Raw genomic sequence first — 21194 nt, 5'->3', positions numbered from 1 at the left:
CATTTGCTTTAGCTTTGGCCCCGCATGCTGCCCGGTCGCCCTCACCAGGGCCGATAAAAAACAGCGACAACAGGTGACTCGATGAAACAAGCAAAAGCATTATTGACCGCTGCAACCTTTACGCTTTCAACAGGCGCCATGGTGTTTGCCGCTGGTACCGCTCACGCAGCGACCACGCTGCGACTTGGCCACACTTTCAATCCTGGTGAAGCTAGCTATGAATTGCTGGGTGAGCTGGGCGAACGGGTAGAAGAAAGGACCGATGGCGAGCTCAAGATTCAGGTCTTCCCGAGTGAGCAGCTAGGTTCCGAGGTACAGCTGCTCCAGCAGTCCAAGAACGGCTCCATCGACATTGTCGTGCCAGGGTACTCCGGTGCCAGTACGCTTCTCCCCGCCATGGAGATTTCAAACGCGCCTTTCATCTTCCAGAGCTGGGATGAAGCAAGACATATCCTCGAGGGGGAGGCCTATCAGCCGATCTTTGACGAGCTGAAGGAGCAGCATAACCTGGTACCTCTGGCAAAGACCTGGTACTGGGGCTGGCGCAACCTCACCTTCAACGGTGATGAGGTGCATAGCGTCGAGGATATGAAGGGCCTCAAGGTGCGCGTGCCCGAGTCGCCGGCGTGGGTAGAAATGGTAAAAGCCTTCGACGCCTCACCCACCCCGATTCCGTTCAGCGAGGTCTACCTGGCGCTCCAGCAGGGGACTGTCGATGGACAGGAGAATCCGATTCCCACCATCTATTCCCGCAAGTTCTATGAAGTTCAGGATCAACTGGTCATGAGCAGGCATATGCTGCAGAGCCAGGTTGTCCTGATGAACTCGCAGAAGTTCGAGTCACTGTCGGAAAGCCATCAGGAAATTCTCCAAGAGGTCGTTCAAGAGCTTGCCCAGGAGAACTACGAGCTGCAGACCGAGCGTGAAGGTTCCATGCTCGAAGAGCTTCGTGCGGGTGGCAACATCAACGTCATCGAAGATATCGACCGTGCCTCCTTCGAGGAAGCCGCAGTGCAAGCCAGGGAAAACCTGGTCGATCGCTGGGGTGAAGAAGACTATCGTCGCGTCATGACCGCGATTGAAAACTATCGCAACTAACTACTGCTACCTCCCGCCTTGCCTCGCCGAGTTGACGCGCAGGGCAAGGCGGCGATTGGTCAATGGTGATACATGACTAGTTTTCTCGTAAAAGTGAACAGCGGTCTGCTTGCGACCGAGAAGGTGTCCATCGGCGTGATCCTCGGTGTGATGGCACTGCTTCTCACACTGGGGGTGGCATTTCGATACATTCTTGGTGCTCCCTTTGTATGGAGCGAAAGTGTGTCGAAACTATTGATTGTCTGGCTGACATTTGTCGGAACCAGTGTGGCTTTTGCTGAAAAGCAGCATATCACCGTAGATTCAGTGGTAGCTGCGATGCCGAGAAGCATAAGAAGTGTGGTACATACCCTGGTGCTCGTCCTTTCTATCGTGATTCTTGGCGCCATGGCGTTCCTCGGATACGAGTACTGTCAGACGGTTGCCAGCAGTACCTCTCCTATTCTGGGTATCTCGCTTGCCTGGTTCGCCTATGCGATGCCGATATTCTTTGTGTTCAGTGTTTTTCATTTAATGGTGAACGCTGTGGTCGAATGCTCTTTCAATGCATTCGAAACCGACATGGAAAATGTATAGGTGTGAAATGCTGATTATTATACTCGCTATACTTTTTTCCCTGATCCTCCTTGGTATGCCGATCGCCCTGGCGATGCTCGGCGCCTCTGTCGTATCCATTATTTCTCTGGATATTCCGCTGAATGTTCTGGCTCAGCGGGTTTCTTCCGGGGTCGAATCCTTTCCACTGTTGGCAATACCGCTGTTCATGCTCGCCGGCGGCATCATGAACAAGAGTGGCATCAGCGAACGGCTTTTTGACTTTACACGGTCGCTGGTAGGCCACTTGAGAGGCGGGCTCGCCCACGTCAACGTTCTTTCCAGCGTCTTGATGGCGGGCATTTCCGGGTCTTCTCTTGCCGACTGTGCAGCCACCACGCGGGTCATGGTCCCGCAGATGGAGCGAAACGGCTACGATCGGGGGTTCTCGGTTGCGCTGACCGCCTCTTCTGCCACGCTGTCGCCGATCATTCCGCCTTCGATCCTGATGGTGGTGTACGGCTGGCAGGCCAATATCTCCATCGGCGATCTTTTCATTGCGGGCATCTTGCCAGGCCTTCTGATCGCCCTGCTGCTGACCCTTCTTATCACCGGTATCAGCGTCGTCAAGCAATACCCGAAGGATGAAGGCTTCCAACGTTCTCGCGTGGCCAGCTACTTCAAGAAGTCGGTATGGGCGCTACTGATGCCCGTGCTGATCATCGTCGGCTTTCGGATGGGGATCTTTACGGTTACCGAAGTTGCCGCTGTCGCTGTCGCGTATTCCTTCTTCGTCGGAAAGTTTGTCTACAAGACATTAAGCTGGAAGGATATGGGCGGGCTTCTTGTTTCAACATCTCGTGAAGCTGCTTCCATCCTGATTATTATCGCTGCCTCGGCCCCCTTGGCCTGGTCGCTGAGCATTCTGCAAGCGCCGCAGGAGGTGGTTACATGGATTACAGGGCTGACTGACGATCCGTTGATGGTGCTGTTGCTGCTTAACCTTGCATTGCTGGTTATCGGCATGTTCATGGAAACCATCGCCGTGATCATCGTCCTCGTTCCGATCTTGATTCCGCTGCTGAACGCTCTGGATATCAGTCTCGTCCATTTCGGCGTCATCATGCTCTTCAATCTCTTGATCGGGCAGATCACTCCGCCTCTCGGGGTGCTGATGTTCGTGAGCTGTAATATCGCCAGGCTGAACACCTTGCAATTCCTGAGGTCCTCGCTTCCCTTCTTCCTGGTGCTGCTGCTTGCGCTGCTGGTTATTACTTATATTCCTGGCTTGTCCCTTGCGTTTATTAATTAACAAGGTAGATATTCATGCATATTGTACAAGTGGTAAACGATAGTAATGAGGGCGTTGCGGCTATCGTCAACGGCGATGAGCTTGAACTGCTGGCACAGCCTCTCTACACCATTGCGCTTCATGCGGCGAACCAGGAGCGTAAGCTGGACGCTGTGCTGTCCGAATTTCGCACGGATGCCACCCTGTCCTACGACAAGGCCATCAGCGAGGGCCGTCTTCGCGCACCGATCACCCACCCCGAGCCTGCCAACCTGCTGTTGACCGGGACCGGTCTGACCCATCTTGGCAGCGCGGCTCCGCGTAGCCAGATGCATGAAGGCGAGAACGTCGAGGCGAAGACGGCACAGCCCACCGATACTCAGCGCATGTTTGACCTGGGTGTCGCCGGAGGGAAGCCCGCAGCAGGCGAGGTCGGTGCGCAGCCTGAATGGTTCTACAAGGGCACGGGTCATACGCTACGCGCCCCTTTTGCCGAGATCACGATGCCGGACTTCGCCCTGGATGGTGGGGAAGAAGCCGAGCTTGCCGGGATTTACATCGTCAATGACCAAGGCCGAATCTTCAGAGTCGGCTTCTCCCTGGCAAACGAGTTTTCCGATCATGTAACGGAAAAACAGAACTACCTGTATCTGGCGCATTCAAAACTGCGCGATTGCAGCATCGGTCCCGAGATTTTCGTTGGCGAACTCCCCGAGGAGATCAAGGGAAATGTGTCATTGCATCGGGGTGGCGAACAGCTTTGGCATCGCCCCTTCATGAGCGGTGAAAAGCACATGTGTCATTCGGTGAGTAACCTTGAATACCACCACTTCAAGTATGCAACCTTTTGTCAGCCGAACCAGTTGCATGTTCACTTCTTTGGCGCCGCGGTACTGAGCTTCGGTGATGATATTGCCCTTGAAGATGGTGATGAAATGCGTATCGAGTGTGATATCACCACGCGCCCGTTGAGCAATGTGCTGAAGCGCGTGTCAGCTTCAAAGCCGGTAATCGATTCGCTTTAAGGCAAATTTTCAAGGAGTTTTTATGTATTCATTGGAAGGAAAGCAGCTGATCGGCAGCCAGGCCATCGAGGCCAAGGGCGAGCCCATCCACGCCGTCAATCCGGCCACCGGCGAGACCCTCGAGCCTGGCTACAAGGCAGGTTCCAAGGCTGAGGTCGAGCGCGCCTGCGAACTGGCCTGGGCGGCCTTCGATAGCTACCGCGAAACCGGCCTCGAGGCCCGTGCGACCTTTCTCGAGACCATTGCCGAGGAGATCGAGGCGCTCGGTGATGCCCTGATCGAGCGGGCCATGCAGGAGTCCGGCCTGCCCCAGGCACGTCTGCAGGGCGAGCGCGGCCGTACCTGCGGCCAGCTGCGCCTGTTCGCCTCGGTGGTGCGCGCCGGCGAATGGCTCGACGTGCGGCACGATCCGGCCCTGCCGGACCGTGAACCGATGCCGCGGGTCGACCTGCGCCAGCGCCACATCGCGCTGGGTCCGGTGGCGGTGTTCGGCGCCTCCAACTTCCCGCTGGCGTTCTCGGTGGCCGGCGGCGACACTGCCTCAGCTCTGGCCGCCGGCTGCCCGGTGGTGGTCAAGGCCCACTCGGCCCACCCCGGCACCTCGGAGCTGGTCGGCCGTGCGCTGCAGAAGGCGGTGGCTCGCTGCGAACTGCCGGAAGGCGTGTTCTCGCTGCTGTTCGGCTCTGGTCGCGAGGTCGGCCAGGGCCTGGTCAGCGACGCGCGGATCAAGGCGGTGGGCTTCACCGGCTCGCGCAGCGGTGGCACCGCCCTGATGAAGACAGCCCAGGCGCGTCCCGAGCCGATCCCGGTGTACGCCGAGATGAGCTCGATCAATCCGGTGTTCCTGCTGCCCGAGGCGCTCAAGGCCCGTGGCAAGGAACTGGGCGAGGCCTTCGTCGGCTCGCTGACCATGGGGGCCGGTCAGTTCTGCACCAACCCGGGGCTGGTGATCGCGGTCAAGGGCGAGGCGCTCGACGGCTTCGTCGAGGCCGCCGCCGAAGCGGTCAAGGGTGCCGGCGCACAGACCATGCTGACGCCGGGCATCCACGACGCCTACACCCAGGGCGTCAACACCCTGGGCGGCAGCGACAAGGCCCGTGAAGTGGCGCGCGGCCCCCAGGGCGACGGACCCAACCAGTGCCAGGCCGGCCTGTTCGTGGCCAAGGCCAGCGACTTCCTCAATGATGAGGCGCTGCAGGCCGAAGTGTTCGGTTCGACCTCGCTGGTGGTCGAGTGTGCCGACCTGGACGAGGTCAAGGCACTGGCCGAGGGTCTCGAGGGGCAGCTGACCGCGACCCTGCAGATGGACGACGGCGACATCGACGCGGCCCGTGGCCTGCTGCCGATCCTCGAGCGGCGTGCCGGTCGGGTGATGGCCAACGGCTGGCCCACCGGGGTCGAGGTGTGCCACGCCATGGTCCACGGTGGCCCCTATCCGGCCACCTCGGACTCGCGCACCACCTCGGTCGGCAGCGCCGCCATTTACCGCTTCCTGCGCCCGGTGTGCTATCAGAACCTGCCGGACGCCCTGCTGCCGCAGGCGCTCAAGGACGGCAATCCGCTGAACGTCAGCCGCCTGGTGGATGGCAAGCGCGAGAGCTGAGCCTTTCCCATCAGTCGCTGTCGATGAAGAAAATCACCGTCATTGAGGTGAGCGCTGGGCACGCAGATCGAGTAGCTTGTAAGGGATAGCGTCTACCCCACTACCCTGAAATGGGTATTCCTGCCCGCTGATGAAGGAGAAGGATGATGGCGAGACGTCGTGCAGCCTCCCCGATGGCTCAATGGGGTACGCCCCTTGGCTACTGGATGATGGGGATGAAGATGACCCAGATGCTGGTCGAGGCCCAGATGGTGATCGGCATGCGACTGATGGGGATGAAAGGGTTCTGGTCGGTGGCTCCCGGCGAGGACCTGCGCATGGTCACCGAGAAGATGACGGCCTTTACCCAGGCCGCCATGGCCGCCCAGCGGGCGGCGATCAGTGGCCGCAGCCCCGACCAGGTGCTGACGGCGGCGATCAAACCCTTGGGGCGCAAGACATCCTCCAACACCCGGCGGTTGAGCAAGCGAGGGCCGAGCTGGCCGACCTGAGCGTCGTTTCACCGGCGTTCGTCCCAAAGGCAGGGTACAGGCCGTCTGTGGACCTGACCTTGTGGGTGTGAGCTTGCGGGTGTGGGCTTGCATGCGTCAGCTTGCAGGCGTCAGCAAGGCAAGTGCCGCGGGCTGTATCATATGCCCGCGGCAGTCGCCATAATGGGGCTGCACATTCTTGTGGAACCCCTCCCCATGTCAGATTCCCGCCGTCGTGGTACACCACCGCGCTCCAGCAATGACAAGCCGTCTTCGCATCGCTCTTCGAACAGCGCCTCGAACGACGCTGCGAACAGCCGTTCTCGAAGTGCTGCCGGCAAGTCCTCGCGGTCGACCTCGTCGGGACGATCTCGTCAGGGCCACGGCTCACCCAAGGTCGCCATGGGCGAGGTGGCGGATCTGCGGGTGGTGCAGGTCACCGACTTCGGCGCCTTTCTCGACTGGGGCCACGAGCGTGACCTGCTGCTGCCACTCAGCGAACAGCGCCTGACGCCGGCCGTGGGCCGGCGCGTACTGGTCAAGGTCAGCGAGGACCGCAGTGGACGGCCGGTGGCTTCCCAGCGTCTCGAGCGCTACATCACCGATCACAGCGATGATCATCGCGCCGGCGATGAGGTCGCCCTGGTCATCGCCGACACCACCGACCTGGGGGTCAAGGCGGTGGTCGATCACCGCTGCTGGGGGCTGATCTATCACGATGAGATCAGCCGCCCGCTGCGCCGCGGCCAGCGCCTGACCGGCTACGTCAAGCGGGTGCGCGAGGATGGCCGGCTGGACTTGTCGCTGCTGCCGCCGGGCTCGGCCCGTCTGGACGTGGTCGGCGAACAGGTGCTCAAGGCACTGCGCGACGCTGGCGGCTACCTGCCGCTGTCGGACAAGAGTCAGGCCGCCGAGATCAAGGCGCGCCTGGGCGTCAGCAAGAATGCCTACAAGCAGGCCATCGGTCGGCTCTACAAGCGACGCCTGATCATCATCGAGGACAGCGGGGTGCGCCTGGCGCCCAGGGACGCTGGCACCACCACGACCGATGACAGCGCTTGAGGTAGTGCGCTGGACGGCGGAAAGGCGCCTTGCAGGTTTAAGAGGAGTGTCGACAGCGACTGACCTTGGTGGTGCCTGGGGTGTCGGGCATACTTGACGGCATCAACCGCTAGCGGACGACCCCCGAATGACCAATCGCCCCCTTCGTGTCGGCGTGGTGATGGACCCCATCGACCAGCTGACCTACAAGAAAGACACCAGTCTCGCCATGCTGTGGTCCGCTCAGGATCGCGGCTGGTCGCTTTCCTACATGGAACAGGAAGACCTGTTCCTCAAGGAAGGCCGTGCCTATGCCCACCAGCGCCCGCTGCAGGTCCACCGCGACCCGCAGCACTGGTTCGACCTGGGCGAGGTCGAGTCGCGGCCGCTGGCGGAGCTCGACGTCATCCTGATGCGCAAGGACCCGCCGGTGGATGGCCACTTCCTCAACGCCGTGCATCTGCTGGCCTTCGCCGAGCGCGAGGGCGTGCTGGTGGTCAACCCGACCCGGCCGCTGTTCGAGTGCAACGAAAAGCTGTTCGCCCAGCAGTTCCCGCAGTGCTGCACACCGACCCTGGTGTCCTGTCGCGACAGCGAGATCCGCGCCTTCCAGGCCGAGCACGGCGACGTCATCTTGAAGCCGCTGGACGGCATGGGTGGCAGCGGCATCTTCCACATCGGCCCCGAGGGGCGGAACCTGGGGGCGGTGATCGAGACCCTGACCGAACGCGGCCGGCGCCAGATCATGGCTCAGCGCTTTCTGCCGGAGATCAAGGACGGCGACACCCGTATCCTGCTGGTGGACGGCGAGCCGGTGCCCTTTGGTCTGGCGCGGATCCCGTCCGCCGGCGAGACCCGCGGCAACCTGGCCGCCGGCGGTCGCGGCGTCAGCCGCGAGCTGACCGATCGCGACTACTGGCTGGTCGAGCAGGTCAAGCCGGTGATCAAGGAGAAGGGCCTGATGTTCGTCGGGCTCGACGTGATCGGTGACTACATCACCGAGATCAATGTCACCAGCCCGACCTGCGTGCGCGAGATCGATGACCAGCGCGGCACAGACATCGCCGGCCTGCTGATGGACGCCATCGAGCGTCGCCTGGCGGCGCGTGGCTAGACCGTCGATCACGTCGAGTTTTCCCCACAGTCACTGAGCGCCATGCCCCCGGATGGTACACTGGGGGCATCCTGCCGGGCCGTCGGGGCGACGACTCGCCCTGAGGCCTGGCCACGCATCTGGACGGCGCGCAAGACCGCCTGGGAGTCACATGCAAAGCTTGAAGAACCATTTCCTGATGGCCATGCCCCATCTGGAAGACCCGAACTTCGCCGGGACGCTCAGCTACCTGTGCGACCACGACGAGAACGGCACCATGGGCGTGATCGTCAACAAGCCCACCGATCTGACCCTCGACGCCCTGTTCGAACAGCTCGAGATCAGCGTGGAAGAAGCGGCCAACGCCCAGGCCCCGGTGTACTACGGTGGCCCGGTGCACAAGGATCGCGGCTTTATCCTGCACTCGGGCTCCGCTGAACCCTGGGACTCGAGCATCCAGGTCACCGACGATATCGCCTTGACCACCTCCATGGACATGCTCCAGGCGCTGGCCAAGGGCGAGGGCCCCGAGCGCTTTCTGGTGTGCCTGGGGTGTGCCGGCTGGGAGTCCGGTCAGCTCGAGAACGAGCTGATGGACAACGCCTGGCTGACCGTGGAAGGCCGCGCCAACGTGCTGTTCGAGACGCCGCCGGAGCAGCGCCTGTCAGCCAGCGCCGGGATCCTCGGGATCGATCTCAACCTGATGACCCGCGAGGCCGGGCACGGCTGATGGCCAGTCGCAAGCGTGAGCCGGGAGAGCGCCTGATCCTGGCCTTCGACTTCGGCACCCGGCGCATCGGCGTATCGGTGGGCAACGAGCTGTTGCGCAGCGCCAGGGAGCTCGAGCCGCTGCCGGCCCGGGATGGCATTCCCGATTGGCAACGGGTGAGCGCGCTGGTCGAGGAGTGGCAGCCCGACCGTTTTGTGGTCGGCCTGCCGCTCAACATGGACGGCAGCGAGAGCGAGATGAGCACCCGCGCGCGCAAGTTCGGCAAGCGGCTGTTTGGCCGCTACGGGGTCGAGTGCGAGATGTTCGACGAGCGCGGCACCACCCGGGAGGCCAAGGCCATCGCCCGGGAGCAGGGACACGGGGGAAATTACCGCAAGGAAAGCGTCGATGGCATCGCCGCGGTGCTGATCCTGGAAGGCTTCTTTGCCCGGGAGGAAGGGTTGCCGAGCCGCTGAGCTCGCCACTGTTGCACCGAACTTGTGAAGCACCAAAAAAAGCCCGAGGCCATGGCCTCGGGCTTTTTTTGGTGCAATCGACCCAGGCAGGTTCAACCCTCCAGGCTTAGCTCCGGTGTCGCCTGGCGGAAGCCGCGGGTCAGCCAGGCCAGCCACGCCAGGCCGCAGGCCAGCCAGATCCCGCCCAGCATCAGCGCGGAGCGGTCCAGGCTGGCCATCAGCCACAGGATCGCCAGCAGACCGATGGTCGGCGCGACGAGGAAGTACAGGCTGTCGGCCAGGCCGCGTCGGCCCTGCTTGATGTAGTAGTGGGCGATTACCGACAGGTTGACCAGGGCGAAGGCCAGGAAGGCCCCGAAGTTGATGAAGGAAGCCGCCGAGAGCACGTCCATGGTCAACGCCAGCAGCGCCACCACGCCGCTGAGTATCAGGCCACCGGTAGGCGTGCCGAAGCGTCCCAGGCGCCCAAGCAGGCGGGTCGACAGGACGCCGTCGCGGCCCATGGCGTAAAGCAGTCGCGAGCCGCTGGCCTGGGCCGCGATGCCGGAGGCAAACTGGCCGACGACCAGGCCGATCAGAAAGATCGAGACGAAGACGTCTCCGCCGATATTGCGGGCGATCTCGTAGGCGGCGGCGTCGGCATTGGCGAACTCGTAGCCCGGCGCGGCGAGCTGCACGAAGTAGGACACCAGGATGAAGATCAGGCCGCCCAGCAGGGTGATCAGCAGGATGGCGCGGGGCAGGGTCCGCTCGGCGTCGCGGGTCTCCTCGGTCAGGGTGGTCACCGCGTCAAAGCCGAGAAAGGAGTAGCAGGCGACGGCGGCGCCCGCCATCAGCAGTGGCATCTGGGGGCTGTCGGCGCTGCCGAGGAAGGGCGTCAGGCTCCACAGCGGCTGGCTGGGGTCGCCGAGCACGTAGTGCACCGCCAGGGCGACGAAGGCGGCGATCACCAGCACCTGAACCAGCATCAGCACGCTGTTGACCAGGCTTGCTAGTTTGAGGCCGATGATGTTGATGAAGGTGGTGACCGCGATAAAGGCGATCAGCCACACCGGCACCGGCACGGACGGAAAGGCCGAGTGCAGATAGGCGGCACCGATCAGCCAGATCACCATGGGCAAAAACAGGTAGTCCAGCAGGATGGCCCAGCCGGCCATGAAACCCAGTCGATCGTTGATGGCGTGGCGCACATAGGCGTAGGCGGAGCCGGCCACCGGGTAGGCGCTGGCCATGCGGCCATAGCTGTGGGCGGTGAACAGCATGGCGATCAGTGCCGCCGCGTAGGCGCCGGATACCGCGCCTTCGGAGACCACCGCCAGCACGCCGAAGGTGCCGAGGACGATGATCGGTGTCATGTAGGCAAGGCCGAATAGAACGACCTGCCACAGGCCGAGTTGGGGCTTGGAGTGAGACATCTTGGGGCTCGCGTTATGGTTGTTGGTGATGGACAGTCGGGTCAGGCAACCATGGTCAGGCAATCATGGTCAGGCAAACATGGTCAGGAAAGCCGGGTCAGATGAGGCGGAAACCGGGGCCTCGTGAGTCGTCGTCGCGCTGAAGGTCCAGCGAGACGCGTCGATCGGCCAGGTAGTCATAGTCCCGCCGGGCACGATTCAATAGCTCGAGGTCGAGCGATACCAGGTGTACCCCCGCGTCGCGATCGGCCTCGAACAGGGTCTCGCCAAGCGGCGAATACGCCGCGCTGTGGCCGGCGAAGGTCAGGCCGGCGCCCTCACCGCAGCGGTTGGCCATGGCGACAAAGCACTGGTTGTCCTGGGCGCGGGCCTGGGCGGCGCGGGCGTGTACCGGCCCGTAGGGGTCCATGTTGCCGTTGGTCACCAGCATCAGGTCGGTGCCCAGCGCGCCCAGGGCCCGTGCGGTCTCGGGGAATTCGATGTCGTAGCAGATCATCAGCCCCAGGGTCAGCCCGCGCCAGCGGGTGACACCGATGCGCTGGCCCAGGCCGACCAGCTCCCGCTCATCGGGCCACAGGTGGGTCTTGCGATAGGTGAGGGCGATGCCATCTTCCGGGGTGATCAGTAGCGTGGTGTTGTAGACACCATCGGCGGCCCGCTCGAGCAGGCCGATGGCCAGGGCGCAGTCGTGGTCACGGCTGGCCTGGATCAGACGAGCCACCTCCGGGCCATCGAGCGCCAGGGCACGATCGTCGACGTGGTCTTGTTCGGCAAAGCCGCTGAGATGCGTCTCGGGAAAGACCACCAGCGACACCTGGTCGCCGTGTCGTTCCAGGGTGCTCAGGGCGGCGTCCAGGTTGGCCTCGATGTTTCCCTCGATGCCGGGAAGTTGTGCCAGGGCTATCTGCATGGAAGACTCCACAGCCGTTGTTGTCGGTTGGCGTTTTATAGAATGTCAGTATCCTCTATTCACCGAGGCTGCCTATTCCATGGCAGGGTTACCCCCATAGGGTGAGGCGCCGTCAGATGTCGCAGAACAGTGAGGAAGGAACCACGGGAATGCTCGAGGCGATGGGCTGGCATCGCGACTTCGCGCGCCTGCTGGCACGCCTGGAAAGTGAAGACTTCTGGGAGGCCGTCAGCCGCACCCTGGCGCGCCACATCGTCTACAACACCTGGGTGGCGCTGGTCTTCCACGCCGACCAGCCGCCGACCATCCTGGCCGAAAGCGACGAGGACGACGGCGCCGATGAAAGCCTGTTCGAGGACTACCAGCGCGGCCTGTATCTGCTGGATCCTTTCTACGTCGCCGCCCGCGACAATGGTCTCGATGGCCTGGTAACGCTGGATGACGTAGCCCCGGCACGGTTCACCGCGACCGAGTACTACCAGCGCTACTTCCGGCGCAATATCGTCAGTGACGAGGTGCAGATCAATCGGTCACTGGGCGCTGGTCGTACCCTGTGCCTGTCGCTGGGTTCCACCCGAACCTTCCTGCACAGCGAAATCGGCCTGCTGCATCTGGTCGAGCCCTGGCTCGGTGAGCTGATGCGACTGCGCATGCACTTCGAGCGCTGCGGCGAGACGCCCGGCCCCCATCCCTGGCATCCGCACCGAGGTGGCGTCGAAGAGACGGCGACCCGCTTCGGGCTGACCGATCGCGAGCGCGAGGTGAGCCAGTTGATGCTGGGCGGCGGGTCGACCAAGGAGATCGCCCGACGCCTGTCCATCTCGGTGGAGACCGTCAGGGTCCACAAGAAGCACCTGTACGCCAAGCTCGGGATCAACACCCAGGCCGAGCTGTTCTCGCGCTTCTGGCAGGAGCGCCCCTGAACCTGTGGCGCCGGTGCCAGGCTCCCGCCCGGCACCGCTGCAGCTAGAACTTGGCGTCGTCGACACCGACGCTGCCCGGCACAAACCAGGGCACGTCGCGCAGGTCGCGTTCGATCAGGTGCTCGACCTTGAGCAGGGTGGCGAAGATCGCCATGCGCACCGGAATGCCGTTGTCGGTCTGGCGGAAGATCGCCAAGCGCGGGTCGCCGTTGAGGTCGACGTCCAGATCATTGGCCTCCGGACGGCTGTCCCGGGGCAGCGGGTGCATGATGATGGTGGACGGGTTGCAGCGGCTGTCCATGAAGGCGCGGTGGACGGTGAAGTCCCGCGACAGGTTGAAGCCTTCGCTCATCTCGGCGGTGAAGCGCTCCTTCTGGATGCGGGTGGTGTAGACCACGTCGACATCGGAGAAGTCACCGGCCAGGCTCTCGCGTACCTCCACGTCCAGGCCCTGGCGGCTGACCCGCTCGATCAGGTGGTTGGGCATCTCGAGTCCCGGCGGGGCCACCAGGGTCACGCGCATGGGCGCGTAGAGCGCCAGCAGCTTGATCAACGAGTGCACCGTACGGCCGTACTTCAGATCGCCGGTCATCAGCACGTGGGCACCCTTGAGGGTCTTGCCCTGGCGGCTGAATTCCTTGTCGATGGTGTAGAAGTCCAGCAGCGCCTGGCTCGGGTGCTCGCCGGGGCCGTCACCGGCGTTGATCACCGGCACATGGGTGGCGCTGGCGAACTCGGCCACCGAGCCCTGGTCCGGGTGGCGCATGACGATGGCGTCGCAGTAGCCGGCCATCACGCGGCTGGTGTCGTAGAGCGATTCGCCCTTGGCCATCGACGAGAAGGTGAAGCCGGTGGTGTCGCAGACGCTGCCGCCGAGCCGCGAGAAGGCGGTGTGGAAGCTGACGCGGGTACGGGTGCTGGCCTCGAAGAACAGGTTGCCGAGCACTGCGCCTTCCAGCACCCGGGTGACCTTGCGTCGTTGGGCGACGGGTTCCATGGCGGCCGCCACTCGCATCAGGTGATCGATATCGTCGCGGGACAGGGAGTCGATGGAGAGCAGGTGGGACATCACGGCGGCCTCGGCAGTGGGAACGGGCGCTAGTGTACCGCTGGTGCACACTGAGTTCAGCCTCGAAGAGCGCTTGCCGTGCCCCTCATCAGATTAGGGAGGCCGTAAAGGCGGTGACGGATGCTTGCCAACGCTCTAGCGTTGACTTTGCCGTAGAGGGGTTTGCTCGTTCGCGCGCTGGCAAGGTGGACGCCGGGGCCTCTATGCTGGAAGGCGCCACCGGTGTCGGGCGCATGTAGCCTGGCCCTGGTCTACCAAGTCCAAGTGGAGCCGCCTATGCTGCCGTCCCTGACCCGCTACTACCTGCTCGATGTGTTCACCGACCAACCGTTCGCCGGGAATCCACTGGCGGTGTTTCTCGACGCCGACGGTATCGCGGGGGAGCGCATGCAGGCCATCGCCAACGAGCTGAACCTGGCCGAGACGGCCTTCGTCGGGCGGGCCCAGGCGAGCCGGCATTTTCCGGTACGTATCTTCACTCCTCACCGCGAGCTGCCGTTTGCCGGCCATCCGAGCATTGGCGTGGCCCATCTGATCGCCGCCCAGGGGCTGGTGCATGCTGGCGAGGTCAGCGCCGATAGCCCGGTCATTCTGGATCTGGCTGGCGGGCCGCTCAAGGTGACCTATGAGGGCGACCTGGCACGCTTCAAGATGGCGCGCGCGCCGGAGGTCGGCACCAGCACGCTGGGCCAGTCCAGCGCAGCGGAGCTGGCCGGGCTCGAGCTCGATGACGTCGCCGCGGACCCGGTCCAGGCCTCCTGCGGGCTACCGTTTCATCTGGTCGAACTGGTCAACGTCCAGGCGCTGGCGCGGCTGGCGCTCGATGGCGAAGCCTGGCAGCGCCACGTGTCACCCAGCGCCGTGGAGCAGGTCTACTTCTATGTGCGCGAGGCCAAGGAATCCGGCGAGATTCACGCACGCATGTTCTCGCGCCACGCCGGCAGCTTTGTCGAGGACCCCGCCACCGGCAGCGCGGCGGCGGCGCTGGCGGGATTTCTGGGACAGCAGTCGAAGAGCCAGGGCAACAACTGGCGCATCCACCAGGGCGAGGCGATGCACCGCCCAAGCCAGATCCATGCCCGCGCCACTCGGGACGACAAGGGCAAGGTCAGCGTCGAGATCGCCGGGCAGGCGGTGCTGATGGGCGAGGGCGGTCTCTATCCTCGTGACTGAGGCATCGTCCTTGGTGATCGAGGCGTTACCGAAGCTCGTGCCTTTACCACCCAGTCACTGCACTTTCTGGAGTCTTGCATGACCCGTCATCTGGTCCTGGCCTTCGTTGCCGGCTTTCTCGCCGTGCTGTGCTTCCACCAGCCGGTAGTGGGGCTGTTGCACGCCTACGGGGTGATCCCCTTTGCCCCCTATTCCACCTCACCCGCTGCCCCCCTGGGCGTGCCGGCCTGGTTCTCGGCAAGCTTCTGGGGCGGCGTCTGGGGGCTTGTGATGATGCTGGTGTTCGCGCTCAGGCGGATCGATCAGGGGGGCTGGTGGAAGGCAGGGTTGTTCGGCGGCATCGCCCTGACCCTGGTGGCCATGCTGGTGGTGTTCCCGCTCAAGGGGCGCGGCATCGACCCGGCGATCTTCCCCATCGGCTTTATGGTCAACGGCGCCTGGGGCCTCGGCACCTGGATGTTCGTGCGCGCCTGGCGTCAGTAGATACGTTCCTCTGGAACGGCAGCGGCCCCGTCTGAAGACTGGACTGATCCCCAATAGTTGGACAGTTCATTCAGCCGATGCCCAAGGCCTGAGTCCTGTACTGTGCGGGGCTCAGGCCTTTTAGTTTCAGCTTGAGGCATTCGTGGTTTAAGTAATGGATGCCCTGACCGCCTTCGCCGAGACAGGGGGGACTGACGACCTAGATCGGTGACAGGTGGCGGTGTTGTATGCCGAGGATCGCAGGATGGGGCGCCTGGCCTGGGTGGACACCGACCTAGCACATCGCGGTCATGTCTCGAAAAGGTACGCTGTCGTTGTCCTCAGATATGCCGTTCCACACAGGAACGGTGACAGTAAAAAGGGACGAAAACGTCTTCAGGTTTCGGTGCAGGTTAGCGCCCTTTATCGCGGCGGACATGGCCCATGGTGGGAAAAATGGGTGCGCCATTGGTCTAAGGGTGAGCGACGAAAGTCGTAGCTGAAAAGCTACTAAGAGGCCGACCTTCCGGCGTCTTATTGATTGAAAAATAAGTATTAATTAAAAATGCGTTCCTTTTGGGAATGTTTCGCTTGAGGATCGTGCACTGTTGCCTGTCTGAGGAGGCTCCTAGAGTCGCTGTAACACGACGACTTCCCGGAGATCCTCATGTCTTCCCCTTCGAACCGCCCTGCCATCATCAGTGAGGTTGGCCTGCGTGATGGCCTGCAAAGCCTCACCATGACGCTGCCCACCGAGCGCAAGCTCGCCTGGATTCAGGCTGCCTACGACGCTGGACTGAGAGAAATCGAGGTGGGCTCCTTCGTGCCTCCTCGGCTGATGCCCCAGTTGGCCGATACCGCTGAGCTGGTGGCGTTCGCCAGGACGCTGGAGGCGCTGTTTGTCACGGTGCTGGTGCCAAACCTGAAGGGTGCTGAGTTGGCCATCGCCAGTGGCGCGGACTTGATGCTGCTGCCGCTGTCGGCCAGCCATGCGCACAGCCTGGCCAATGTGCGCAAGACGCCGGATGCGATGATCGAGGAAGTGGCGCGGATCCGTGAAGCGCGCGACGCAGCGGCGAGCGACATCCTGATCGAAGTGGGGATCGGTACCGCTTTTGGCTGCACCCTGCAGGGGGACGTCCCGCGAGATGAAGTGCTCCGGCTGATGGAAGCCGCGCTGGCGGCAGGTGCCGAGCGGGTCAGTCTGGCCGACACGGTGGGCTACGCCGACCCACGTGGGGTTCGAGAGTTGTTTGTCGCGGCTCGAGAACTGGCCGGCGATGCGCTCTGGCGAGCGCATTTTCACGATACCCGGGGCCTTGCCCTGGCCAACACCACGGCCGCTCTCGATGCCGGCATCACCCGTTTCGATGCCTCGCTGGCCGGCATCGGCGGTTGCCCCCACGCCCCAGGTGCCAGTGGCAACACCACCACCGAAGACCTGGTCTTCATGCTCGAAGCCATGGGGCTGGCTACCGGTGTCGACATCGACAGGCTGCTTGACCTGCGCGCCGATCTCGTCGGCTGGCTGGACGGTGAAACCACCCATGGAACCCTTTGGCGGGCGGGCTTGCCAAGAACCTTTTGCTCCGCTTCGTCGTCGCTGGCCTAGCCTTCCTCGCCGTTGTGCTGCGATCACTATTCTTCCACTCGTTCTGCTTACGCAGGGCGTCGCCAAGGACCTCGACATGACAACTGCTAACGACGCTCGTCTGCCGCTATCGGGCATCAAGGTTATTGAATTCAGCCATATGGTGATGGGCCCGACCTGTGGCTTGATCCTTGCCGATCTCGGCGCCGAGGTCATCAAGATCGAACCACCTTGCGGCGACAAGACCCGCAGGATGAGTGGTGTGGGCATGGGGTTCTTTCGAACCTACAACCGCAACAAGAAGAGCGTGGTGCTGGACATCAAGTCGGATGCCGGCCGGGAGGCGTTGCATGCCTTGCTGGAAGACGCCGATGTGATGATCGAGAACTTTCGTCCAGGCCTCATGGAGCGACTCGGATTCGGCTACGCCAGCCTTTCGGCGCGCTATCCCGAGCTGATCTACGTGTCTCACAAGGGCTTTCTCCCAGGCCCCTACGACAACCGCCTGGCTCTCGACGAGGTGGTGCAGATGATGGGGGGCCTGGCGTACATGACGGGCCCGGAGGGTCGCCCGCTTCGTGCCGGCGCCTCGGTCAACGACATCATGGGCGGCATGTTTGGCGCCATCGGTGTCTTGGCTGCCTTGATGGAGCGAGGCCACACTCGGCGCGGCCAGGAAATTCAGAGCGCGCTCTTCGAGAATTGCGTCTTTCTCAGTGCTTCGCATATGCAGCAGGCCGCGATGTCGGGAGAGGTGCCGCCGCCGATGCCCTCCAGGGTGTCGCCATGGACCGTTTACGACGTCTTTACGCTGGCCAGGGGCGAACAGCTTTTCATCGGTGCGGTCAGCGACAAGCAGTGGGTTCAGCTGTGTGAAGTGCTGGGTCGGAAAGACCTGCGGGATGATCCGGCGCTGGCCACCAACGAGCAGCGACTGCCGGTACGCCGCGATCTGCTCGATGCCCTCGGCGAGACCCTGGCGCAACTGGAAATCGAAGATGTCAGCCGCCGGCTGGATCAGGCCGGTCTGCCCTACGCACCGATCACCCGGCCCGACGAGCTGCTCGATGACCCCCACCTCAGGGCCAGCGGTGGGCTTGTGCCACTTGCCAACGACGAGGAGGGAACTACCCAGACCGTGCTGCTGCCGCTGCTGATGGGCGGCAAGCGCCCCCAGGTGCGGATGCCGCTGGCCCGTATCGGTGAGCATACCCAGGAGGTGCTGGGAAAGCTCGGCCTCGCTACCGACCGATCGCTGTGATCTGCCTGCGGTTGTTTACCTGCCGCGAGGTCTGGCAGCGAACCAGACGCTTTTGCACGAAGCACAGCAAGACAAGGCTAAACCACAACAAAGAGAGCCCAGCCATGACTATCCATCGTCTACGCCTGACCACCCTGGCCGCTGCCATCGCCTTGCTCGGGGCTTCCGATGCGTCGCTGGCCGCCGACTACACCTTGCGTCTCGCCCATCAGTTGCCGGCATCCCATCATGTCGCCCAGGCCCTCGAGTCCTTCGCCAGTGAGGTCGAGGCAGGCAGCGACGGGCACCTCGAAGTCGAAATCTTCGGCGGGGCGCAACTGTATGGGCCGACCCAGTTCCACGCTGCGGTGGCTCGCGGACAGATCGAGGCCGCATCGATGCTCAACCTGCTGTGGGGAGGGACCATCCCCGAGATGCAGGTATTCAATATTCCCTACCTGATCACTCATCCGCAGGACCTGGAGAACTTCGCCGACTCCGAGGCCGCCGCCTGGCTCGATCAACGTCTGGCTGAAAAGGGCGTGACCAATCTCGCCTGGCTGGTGGACGCCAACAATCTTGTCTACACCTCGGCTCAGGCGCCGCTGGAGGAGCCTGACGATTTTCAGGGCATCAAGATTCGTGGCCTCAGCAAGGTCTTCGACGCCGGTCTGATCGCCATGGGCGCCTCTCCGTCGACCATGCCTGGTTCTGAGGTCTATCAGGGGCTCCAGACAGGGGTCATCGACGCCGCCATGAGCAGCGCTAGTGCCGTCTACGCTCGCCGCTATTTCGAGGTGCAGGCCTATGGCGTGGGCACCAACCTGATCACCGTGTACCAGAACATCATCGTCAACCCGCGCTGGTGGAGCGAGCTGCCGGATGAGCTGAAGGGCGTGGTGACGTCGGCGCTGGAGCGTGCCGAGCAACAATTGCTGCCGCGCTCCGAAGGCATCTTCTCGGAACAGATCACGCGGCTGGAAGACAGCGGCATGCAGATCACGCTGCTCGACGACGCGCAGCAGCGGGTTCTGGGAGAGGCTATGCGACCGGCAGTTATCGCTGCCTTCCTCGAGACAACTCCTCGCGGGCAGGAACTGTTGGACCTGATCGAACAACGCTGACACGGCCTTCGGCGAGGCAGACGCCCACCGCCGGAAAGGAGAGTGACATGCCTATCGAGACATCAACCGGCTCCACCGAGCCCTGTTTCGACAATCGAGCGGCGCGCCTTTGCCGCCGCCTATCGCCGGTGGTCGCGGCTTTGACCACCCTGTTCATGGCGGTATCGGCGCTGGGCGTACTGGTCGCCATGCTGCTGATCGGCTATTCGGTCATCGCCCGCTATCTGTTGGGAAGTCCTTCGCTATGGATCGATGACGTGGTCACCTTCGTGCTGGTGGGGATCGTCATGTGCGCTACCGCCTCAGCGCTGCGCGAGGGACGACACCTCAGCGTCGACTTGATGACCGAACGCCTGGGACAGGGACGCCGACGCTGGGTTCAGGCCTGGTCGATGGTGGCGGTGCTGGTGGTCGCGCTGTTTCTGATCATCGACGGCTGGCAGACGGCGATGTTCTCGAAAATGCTGGGCATGACCACCATCGGCTACGTGCAGGTGCCGCTGTACCTGCTGCAGTTGATGATCCCCTTCGGTGGGGTAATGCTTGCCATGGTAGCGCTGGAGTCGCTGCTGCGCCTGGCCGGAGGAGGACAGGCCTTCGTCGTCGTGGACGCTGACGACAGCCATGCCAGGGAGGTGCGCTCATGATGTCGGTCGCTGCCATCCTGCTGGGTCTGGTGCTGCTGCTGTTCACCGGGCTACCCATCTTCGCGGGGCTGTCGCTGTTCGGTGGCGGGCTGCTGATTGGCTCCGGGGCCGGGGTGGTCGGGGTTTCCGAGGTCATCTTTCACAAGATCAGCCTCTACGTGCTGCTGGCCATCCCCCTGTTCGCCTATATGGCCCATATCATGATTCGTGCGCGGATCATCGATGACCTCTACAACACGGCCTATACCCTGACGCGGCATATGCCGGGAGGCGTCGGTATCGCCACCATCCTGGCCTGCATGATCTTCTCTGCGATTTCCGGGTCGAGCGTGGCTACGGCGCTGACCATTGGCGCCGTGGCGATACCGCAGATGATCCGTTTCGGCTACGACCCCAAGGTCGCCTACGGGCTTGTGGCCGCCGGGGGCACCCTGGGCATCCTGATTCCGCCTTCGGGGCCGATGATCATCTACGGCGTGGCCACCGATACCTCGATCGGTGGGCTGTTCATGGCCGGACTGATCCCGGGGCTGATGCTGGCGCTGATCTTCATGCTGTCCACCGCCTTTCAGCAGCGCCACCGTCAGCGCGAACCCAGAGCCAGCCTCAAGGAGGCGCTGGTCGCCATTCGTGGTTCCGGCTGGGCGCTGGCCTTGCCGACCCTGGTGCTCGGCGGCATGTACGTGGGCGTGTTCACGGCCACTGAAGCGGCGGCGGTAGGGGCGCTGCTGGCGCTGGCGGTCGGCAGCCTGATCTACCGCACCGTCGGGCTCCGGCAGATCTGGGCGTCGGCCATAGATGCCAGCCGTACCTCGGCCATGCTGTTCATGATTCTGGCCGGCGCCGCAGTCTTCAGCCATGCCCTGACCAAGCTGATGATTCCTCAACAGATCGTGGGTCTGGTATCGACCATGGAGATGGGGACCTTCGGCTTCCTGCTGGCGATGATGGCACTGATCTTCGTGCTCGGCATGTTTCTCGAGTCCATCGCCATCATCCTGATCACCTCACCGGTGGTGCTACCCGCGCTGACGCTGCTTGATATCAGCCCCATCTGGTACGGCGTCATGCTGGTGATCAACCTGGAGTTGGCCATGATCACCCCGCCGGTGGGCATGAACCTCTTCACCATCAAGGCGGTTACCGAGGCGCCGATTGGTCAGATCATCCGCGGCTCACTGCCCTTCGTGGTGTTGATGCTGCTGGGCCTGGCTCTGGTGATGGTCTTTCCAGGCCTGGCGCTGTGGTTGCCCGGGACCATGCTGGACTTGGGGCCTTGAGCCGGAGACACGCGGCATAG

Annotated in this window: 21 protein-coding genes and 1 pseudogene; 18 read left to right on the top strand and 4 right to left on the bottom strand. The window is 63.0% G+C overall.

Annotated features, from left to right (window positions below):
- The first annotated feature begins 81 nt into the window (after nucleotides 1-81).
- The 10 genes from EBB56_RS12380 to ruvX all read left to right on the top strand — a co-directional run bounded on the left by EBB56_RS12380 (nucleotide 82) and on the right by ruvX (nucleotide 9340).
- Entirely contained in the window at nucleotides 82-1098 is a 1017-nt protein-coding gene (locus tag EBB56_RS12380; protein WP_083970693.1) for a TRAP transporter substrate-binding protein, read from the top strand.
- A gap of 72 nt (nucleotides 1099-1170) precedes the next feature.
- The gene (locus EBB56_RS12375) at nucleotides 1171-1674 is read left to right on the top strand and encodes a TRAP transporter small permease (RefSeq protein WP_045995214.1); all 504 of its coding nucleotides are present in this window, start codon (nucleotides 1171-1173) and stop codon (nucleotides 1672-1674) included.
- A 7-nt stretch (nucleotides 1675-1681) separates the two neighbouring features.
- Nucleotides 1682-2944: a TRAP transporter large permease gene (locus tag EBB56_RS12370; RefSeq protein ID WP_052704569.1), complete on the top strand. Its 1263-nt coding sequence runs from the start codon at nucleotides 1682-1684 to the stop codon at nucleotides 2942-2944.
- Between the two features lie 14 nt (nucleotides 2945-2958).
- Nucleotides 2959-3948, top strand: a complete 990-nt coding sequence (gene araD1 / locus EBB56_RS12365; protein ID WP_045995215.1) for an AraD1 family protein — start codon at nucleotides 2959-2961, stop codon at nucleotides 3946-3948.
- Between the two features lie 22 nt (nucleotides 3949-3970).
- Nucleotides 3971-5551, top strand: coding sequence for an aldehyde dehydrogenase (NADP(+)) (locus EBB56_RS12360; RefSeq protein ID WP_124804517.1), 1581 nt, complete (start codon nucleotides 3971-3973; stop codon nucleotides 5549-5551).
- Between the two features lie 146 nt (nucleotides 5552-5697).
- On the top strand, nucleotides 5698-6042 hold the full coding sequence (locus EBB56_RS12355) for a hypothetical protein (RefSeq protein WP_083970522.1): 345 nt from the start codon (nucleotides 5698-5700) through the stop codon (nucleotides 6040-6042).
- A 381-nt stretch (nucleotides 6043-6423) separates the two neighbouring features.
- Nucleotides 6424-7083: a S1 RNA-binding domain-containing protein gene (locus tag EBB56_RS12350; RefSeq protein WP_045993845.1), complete on the top strand. Its 660-nt coding sequence runs from the start codon at nucleotides 6424-6426 to the stop codon at nucleotides 7081-7083.
- 127 nt (nucleotides 7084-7210) lie between these two features.
- Nucleotides 7211-8176 carry a glutathione synthase gene (gene gshB / locus EBB56_RS12345; RefSeq protein WP_045993846.1) on the top strand — a complete coding sequence of 322 codons (966 nt, stop codon included), beginning with the start codon at nucleotides 7211-7213 and terminating at the stop codon, nucleotides 8174-8176.
- A 151-nt stretch (nucleotides 8177-8327) separates the two neighbouring features.
- Complete coding sequence (locus tag EBB56_RS12340) at nucleotides 8328-8885, top strand: YqgE/AlgH family protein (protein WP_045993847.1); 558 nt, start codon at nucleotides 8328-8330, stop codon at nucleotides 8883-8885.
- The gene (gene ruvX / locus EBB56_RS12335; RefSeq protein ID WP_045993848.1) at nucleotides 8885-9340 is read left to right on the top strand and encodes a Holliday junction resolvase RuvX; all 456 of its coding nucleotides are present in this window, start codon (nucleotides 8885-8887) and stop codon (nucleotides 9338-9340) included. Before EBB56_RS12340 ends, ruvX begins: the two co-directional genes overlap by 1 nt.
- Before the next feature lie 92 nt (nucleotides 9341-9432).
- On the opposite strand, the gene EBB56_RS12330 is transcribed toward ruvX, so the two are convergent.
- Both EBB56_RS12330 and EBB56_RS12325 read right to left on the bottom strand, forming a co-directional pair.
- The gene (locus tag EBB56_RS12330) at nucleotides 9433-10755 is read right to left on the bottom strand and encodes an APC family permease (protein ID WP_045993849.1); all 1323 of its coding nucleotides are present in this window, start codon (nucleotides 10753-10755) and stop codon (nucleotides 9433-9435) included.
- 97 nt (nucleotides 10756-10852) lie between these two features.
- Nucleotides 10853-11665: a carbon-nitrogen hydrolase family protein gene (locus tag EBB56_RS12325; RefSeq protein WP_045993850.1), complete on the bottom strand. Its 813-nt coding sequence runs from the start codon at nucleotides 11663-11665 to the stop codon at nucleotides 10853-10855.
- 116 nt (nucleotides 11666-11781) lie between these two features.
- Between EBB56_RS12325 and EBB56_RS12320 the strand changes: the two genes are divergently transcribed.
- Nucleotides 11782-12588 (top strand): helix-turn-helix transcriptional regulator, encoded by an 807-nt coding sequence (locus tag EBB56_RS12320; protein WP_052704441.1) that lies wholly within the window; start codon nucleotides 11782-11784, stop codon nucleotides 12586-12588.
- Nucleotides 12589-12631: 43 nt separating this feature from the next.
- Here EBB56_RS12320 and pyrB read toward each other — a convergent pair whose 3' ends face one another.
- On the bottom strand, nucleotides 12632-13660 hold the full coding sequence (gene pyrB, locus EBB56_RS12315) for an aspartate carbamoyltransferase (RefSeq protein ID WP_124804516.1): 1029 nt from the start codon (nucleotides 13658-13660) through the stop codon (nucleotides 12632-12634).
- Nucleotides 13661-13933: 273 nt separating this feature from the next.
- Here pyrB and EBB56_RS12310 point away from each other — a divergent pair, with 273 nt between their 5' ends.
- Nucleotides 13934-14830 (top strand): PhzF family phenazine biosynthesis protein, encoded by an 897-nt coding sequence (locus EBB56_RS12310; protein WP_045993853.1) that lies wholly within the window; start codon nucleotides 13934-13936, stop codon nucleotides 14828-14830.
- 78 nt (nucleotides 14831-14908) lie between these two features.
- On the top strand, nucleotides 14909-15313 hold the full coding sequence (locus EBB56_RS12305) for a hypothetical protein (RefSeq protein WP_045993854.1): 405 nt from the start codon (nucleotides 14909-14911) through the stop codon (nucleotides 15311-15313).
- Between the two features lie 70 nt (nucleotides 15314-15383).
- Here the strand turns inward: EBB56_RS12305 and EBB56_RS22385 are convergent.
- Nucleotides 15384-15473, bottom strand: a pseudogene (locus tag EBB56_RS22385) (IS3 family transposase); the annotation flags it as partial.
- A 486-nt stretch (nucleotides 15474-15959) separates the two neighbouring features.
- Between EBB56_RS22385 and EBB56_RS12300 the strand changes: the two are divergent.
- From EBB56_RS12300 to EBB56_RS12280, 5 genes are all read left to right on the top strand, one after another.
- Complete coding sequence (locus EBB56_RS12300) at nucleotides 15960-16904, top strand: hydroxymethylglutaryl-CoA lyase (protein ID WP_045993855.1); 945 nt, start codon at nucleotides 15960-15962, stop codon at nucleotides 16902-16904.
- Between the two features lie 76 nt (nucleotides 16905-16980).
- Entirely contained in the window at nucleotides 16981-18144 is a 1164-nt protein-coding gene (locus EBB56_RS12295) for a CaiB/BaiF CoA-transferase family protein (protein WP_045993856.1), read from the top strand.
- Nucleotides 18145-18248: 104 nt separating this feature from the next.
- Entirely contained in the window at nucleotides 18249-19247 is a 999-nt protein-coding gene (gene dctP / locus EBB56_RS12290) for a TRAP transporter substrate-binding protein DctP (protein WP_045993857.1), read from the top strand.
- Between the two features lie 47 nt (nucleotides 19248-19294).
- Nucleotides 19295-19894 carry a TRAP transporter small permease gene (locus EBB56_RS12285; RefSeq protein ID WP_045993858.1) on the top strand — a complete coding sequence of 200 codons (600 nt, stop codon included), beginning with the start codon at nucleotides 19295-19297 and terminating at the stop codon, nucleotides 19892-19894.
- Complete coding sequence (locus EBB56_RS12280) at nucleotides 19891-21174, top strand: TRAP transporter large permease (protein ID WP_204248973.1); 1284 nt, start codon at nucleotides 19891-19893, stop codon at nucleotides 21172-21174. Before EBB56_RS12285 ends, EBB56_RS12280 begins: the two co-directional genes overlap by 4 nt.
- The last annotated feature ends 20 nt before the right edge of the window (nucleotides 21175-21194 follow it).

Source organism: Halomonas sp. YLB-10 (assembly GCF_003856855.1).
In the GTDB taxonomy this organism is placed as follows: domain Bacteria; phylum Pseudomonadota; class Gammaproteobacteria; order Pseudomonadales; family Halomonadaceae; genus Halomonas; species Halomonas litopenaei.
The sequence above is the reverse complement of the archived record's forward strand: the minus strand, read 5'-3'. Positions and strand labels throughout refer to the sequence as shown.

Excerpts from the sequence above, each read along its gene's own strand:
- EBB56_RS12380 (WP_083970693.1), top strand. The coding sequence starts at position 82 with ATGAAACAAGCAAAAGCATTATTGACCGCTGCAACCTTTACGCTTTCA.
- EBB56_RS12375 (WP_045995214.1), top strand. The coding sequence starts at position 1,171 with ATGACTAGTTTTCTCGTAAAAGTGAACAGCGGTCTGCTTGCGACCGAG.
- EBB56_RS12370 (WP_052704569.1), top strand. The coding sequence starts at position 1,682 with ATGCTGATTATTATACTCGCTATACTTTTTTCCCTGATCCTCCTTGGT.
- araD1 (WP_045995215.1), top strand. The coding sequence starts at position 2,959 with ATGCATATTGTACAAGTGGTAAACGATAGTAATGAGGGCGTTGCGGCT.
- EBB56_RS12360 (WP_124804517.1), top strand. The coding sequence starts at position 3,971 with ATGTATTCATTGGAAGGAAAGCAGCTGATCGGCAGCCAGGCCATCGAG.
- EBB56_RS12355 (WP_083970522.1), top strand. The coding sequence starts at position 5,698 with ATGGCGAGACGTCGTGCAGCCTCCCCGATGGCTCAATGGGGTACGCCC.
- EBB56_RS12350 (WP_045993845.1), top strand. The coding sequence starts at position 6,424 with ATGGGCGAGGTGGCGGATCTGCGGGTGGTGCAGGTCACCGACTTCGGC.
- gshB (WP_045993846.1), top strand. The coding sequence starts at position 7,211 with ATGACCAATCGCCCCCTTCGTGTCGGCGTGGTGATGGACCCCATCGAC.
- EBB56_RS12340 (WP_045993847.1), top strand. The coding sequence starts at position 8,328 with ATGCAAAGCTTGAAGAACCATTTCCTGATGGCCATGCCCCATCTGGAA.
- ruvX (WP_045993848.1), top strand. The coding sequence starts at position 8,885 with ATGGCCAGTCGCAAGCGTGAGCCGGGAGAGCGCCTGATCCTGGCCTTC.
- EBB56_RS12330 (WP_045993849.1), bottom strand. The coding sequence starts at position 10,755 with ATGTCTCACTCCAAGCCCCAACTCGGCCTGTGGCAGGTCGTTCTATTC.
- EBB56_RS12325 (WP_045993850.1), bottom strand. The coding sequence starts at position 11,665 with ATGCAGATAGCCCTGGCACAACTTCCCGGCATCGAGGGAAACATCGAG.
- EBB56_RS12320 (WP_052704441.1), top strand. The coding sequence starts at position 11,782 with ATGTCGCAGAACAGTGAGGAAGGAACCACGGGAATGCTCGAGGCGATG.
- EBB56_RS12310 (WP_045993853.1), top strand. The coding sequence starts at position 13,934 with ATGCTGCCGTCCCTGACCCGCTACTACCTGCTCGATGTGTTCACCGAC.
- EBB56_RS12305 (WP_045993854.1), top strand. The coding sequence starts at position 14,909 with ATGACCCGTCATCTGGTCCTGGCCTTCGTTGCCGGCTTTCTCGCCGTG.
- EBB56_RS12300 (WP_045993855.1), top strand. The coding sequence starts at position 15,960 with ATGTCTTCCCCTTCGAACCGCCCTGCCATCATCAGTGAGGTTGGCCTG.
- EBB56_RS12295 (WP_045993856.1), top strand. The coding sequence starts at position 16,981 with ATGACAACTGCTAACGACGCTCGTCTGCCGCTATCGGGCATCAAGGTT.
- dctP (WP_045993857.1), top strand. The coding sequence starts at position 18,249 with ATGACTATCCATCGTCTACGCCTGACCACCCTGGCCGCTGCCATCGCC.
- EBB56_RS12285 (WP_045993858.1), top strand. The coding sequence starts at position 19,295 with ATGCCTATCGAGACATCAACCGGCTCCACCGAGCCCTGTTTCGACAAT.
- EBB56_RS12280 (WP_204248973.1), top strand. The coding sequence starts at position 19,891 with ATGATGTCGGTCGCTGCCATCCTGCTGGGTCTGGTGCTGCTGCTGTTC.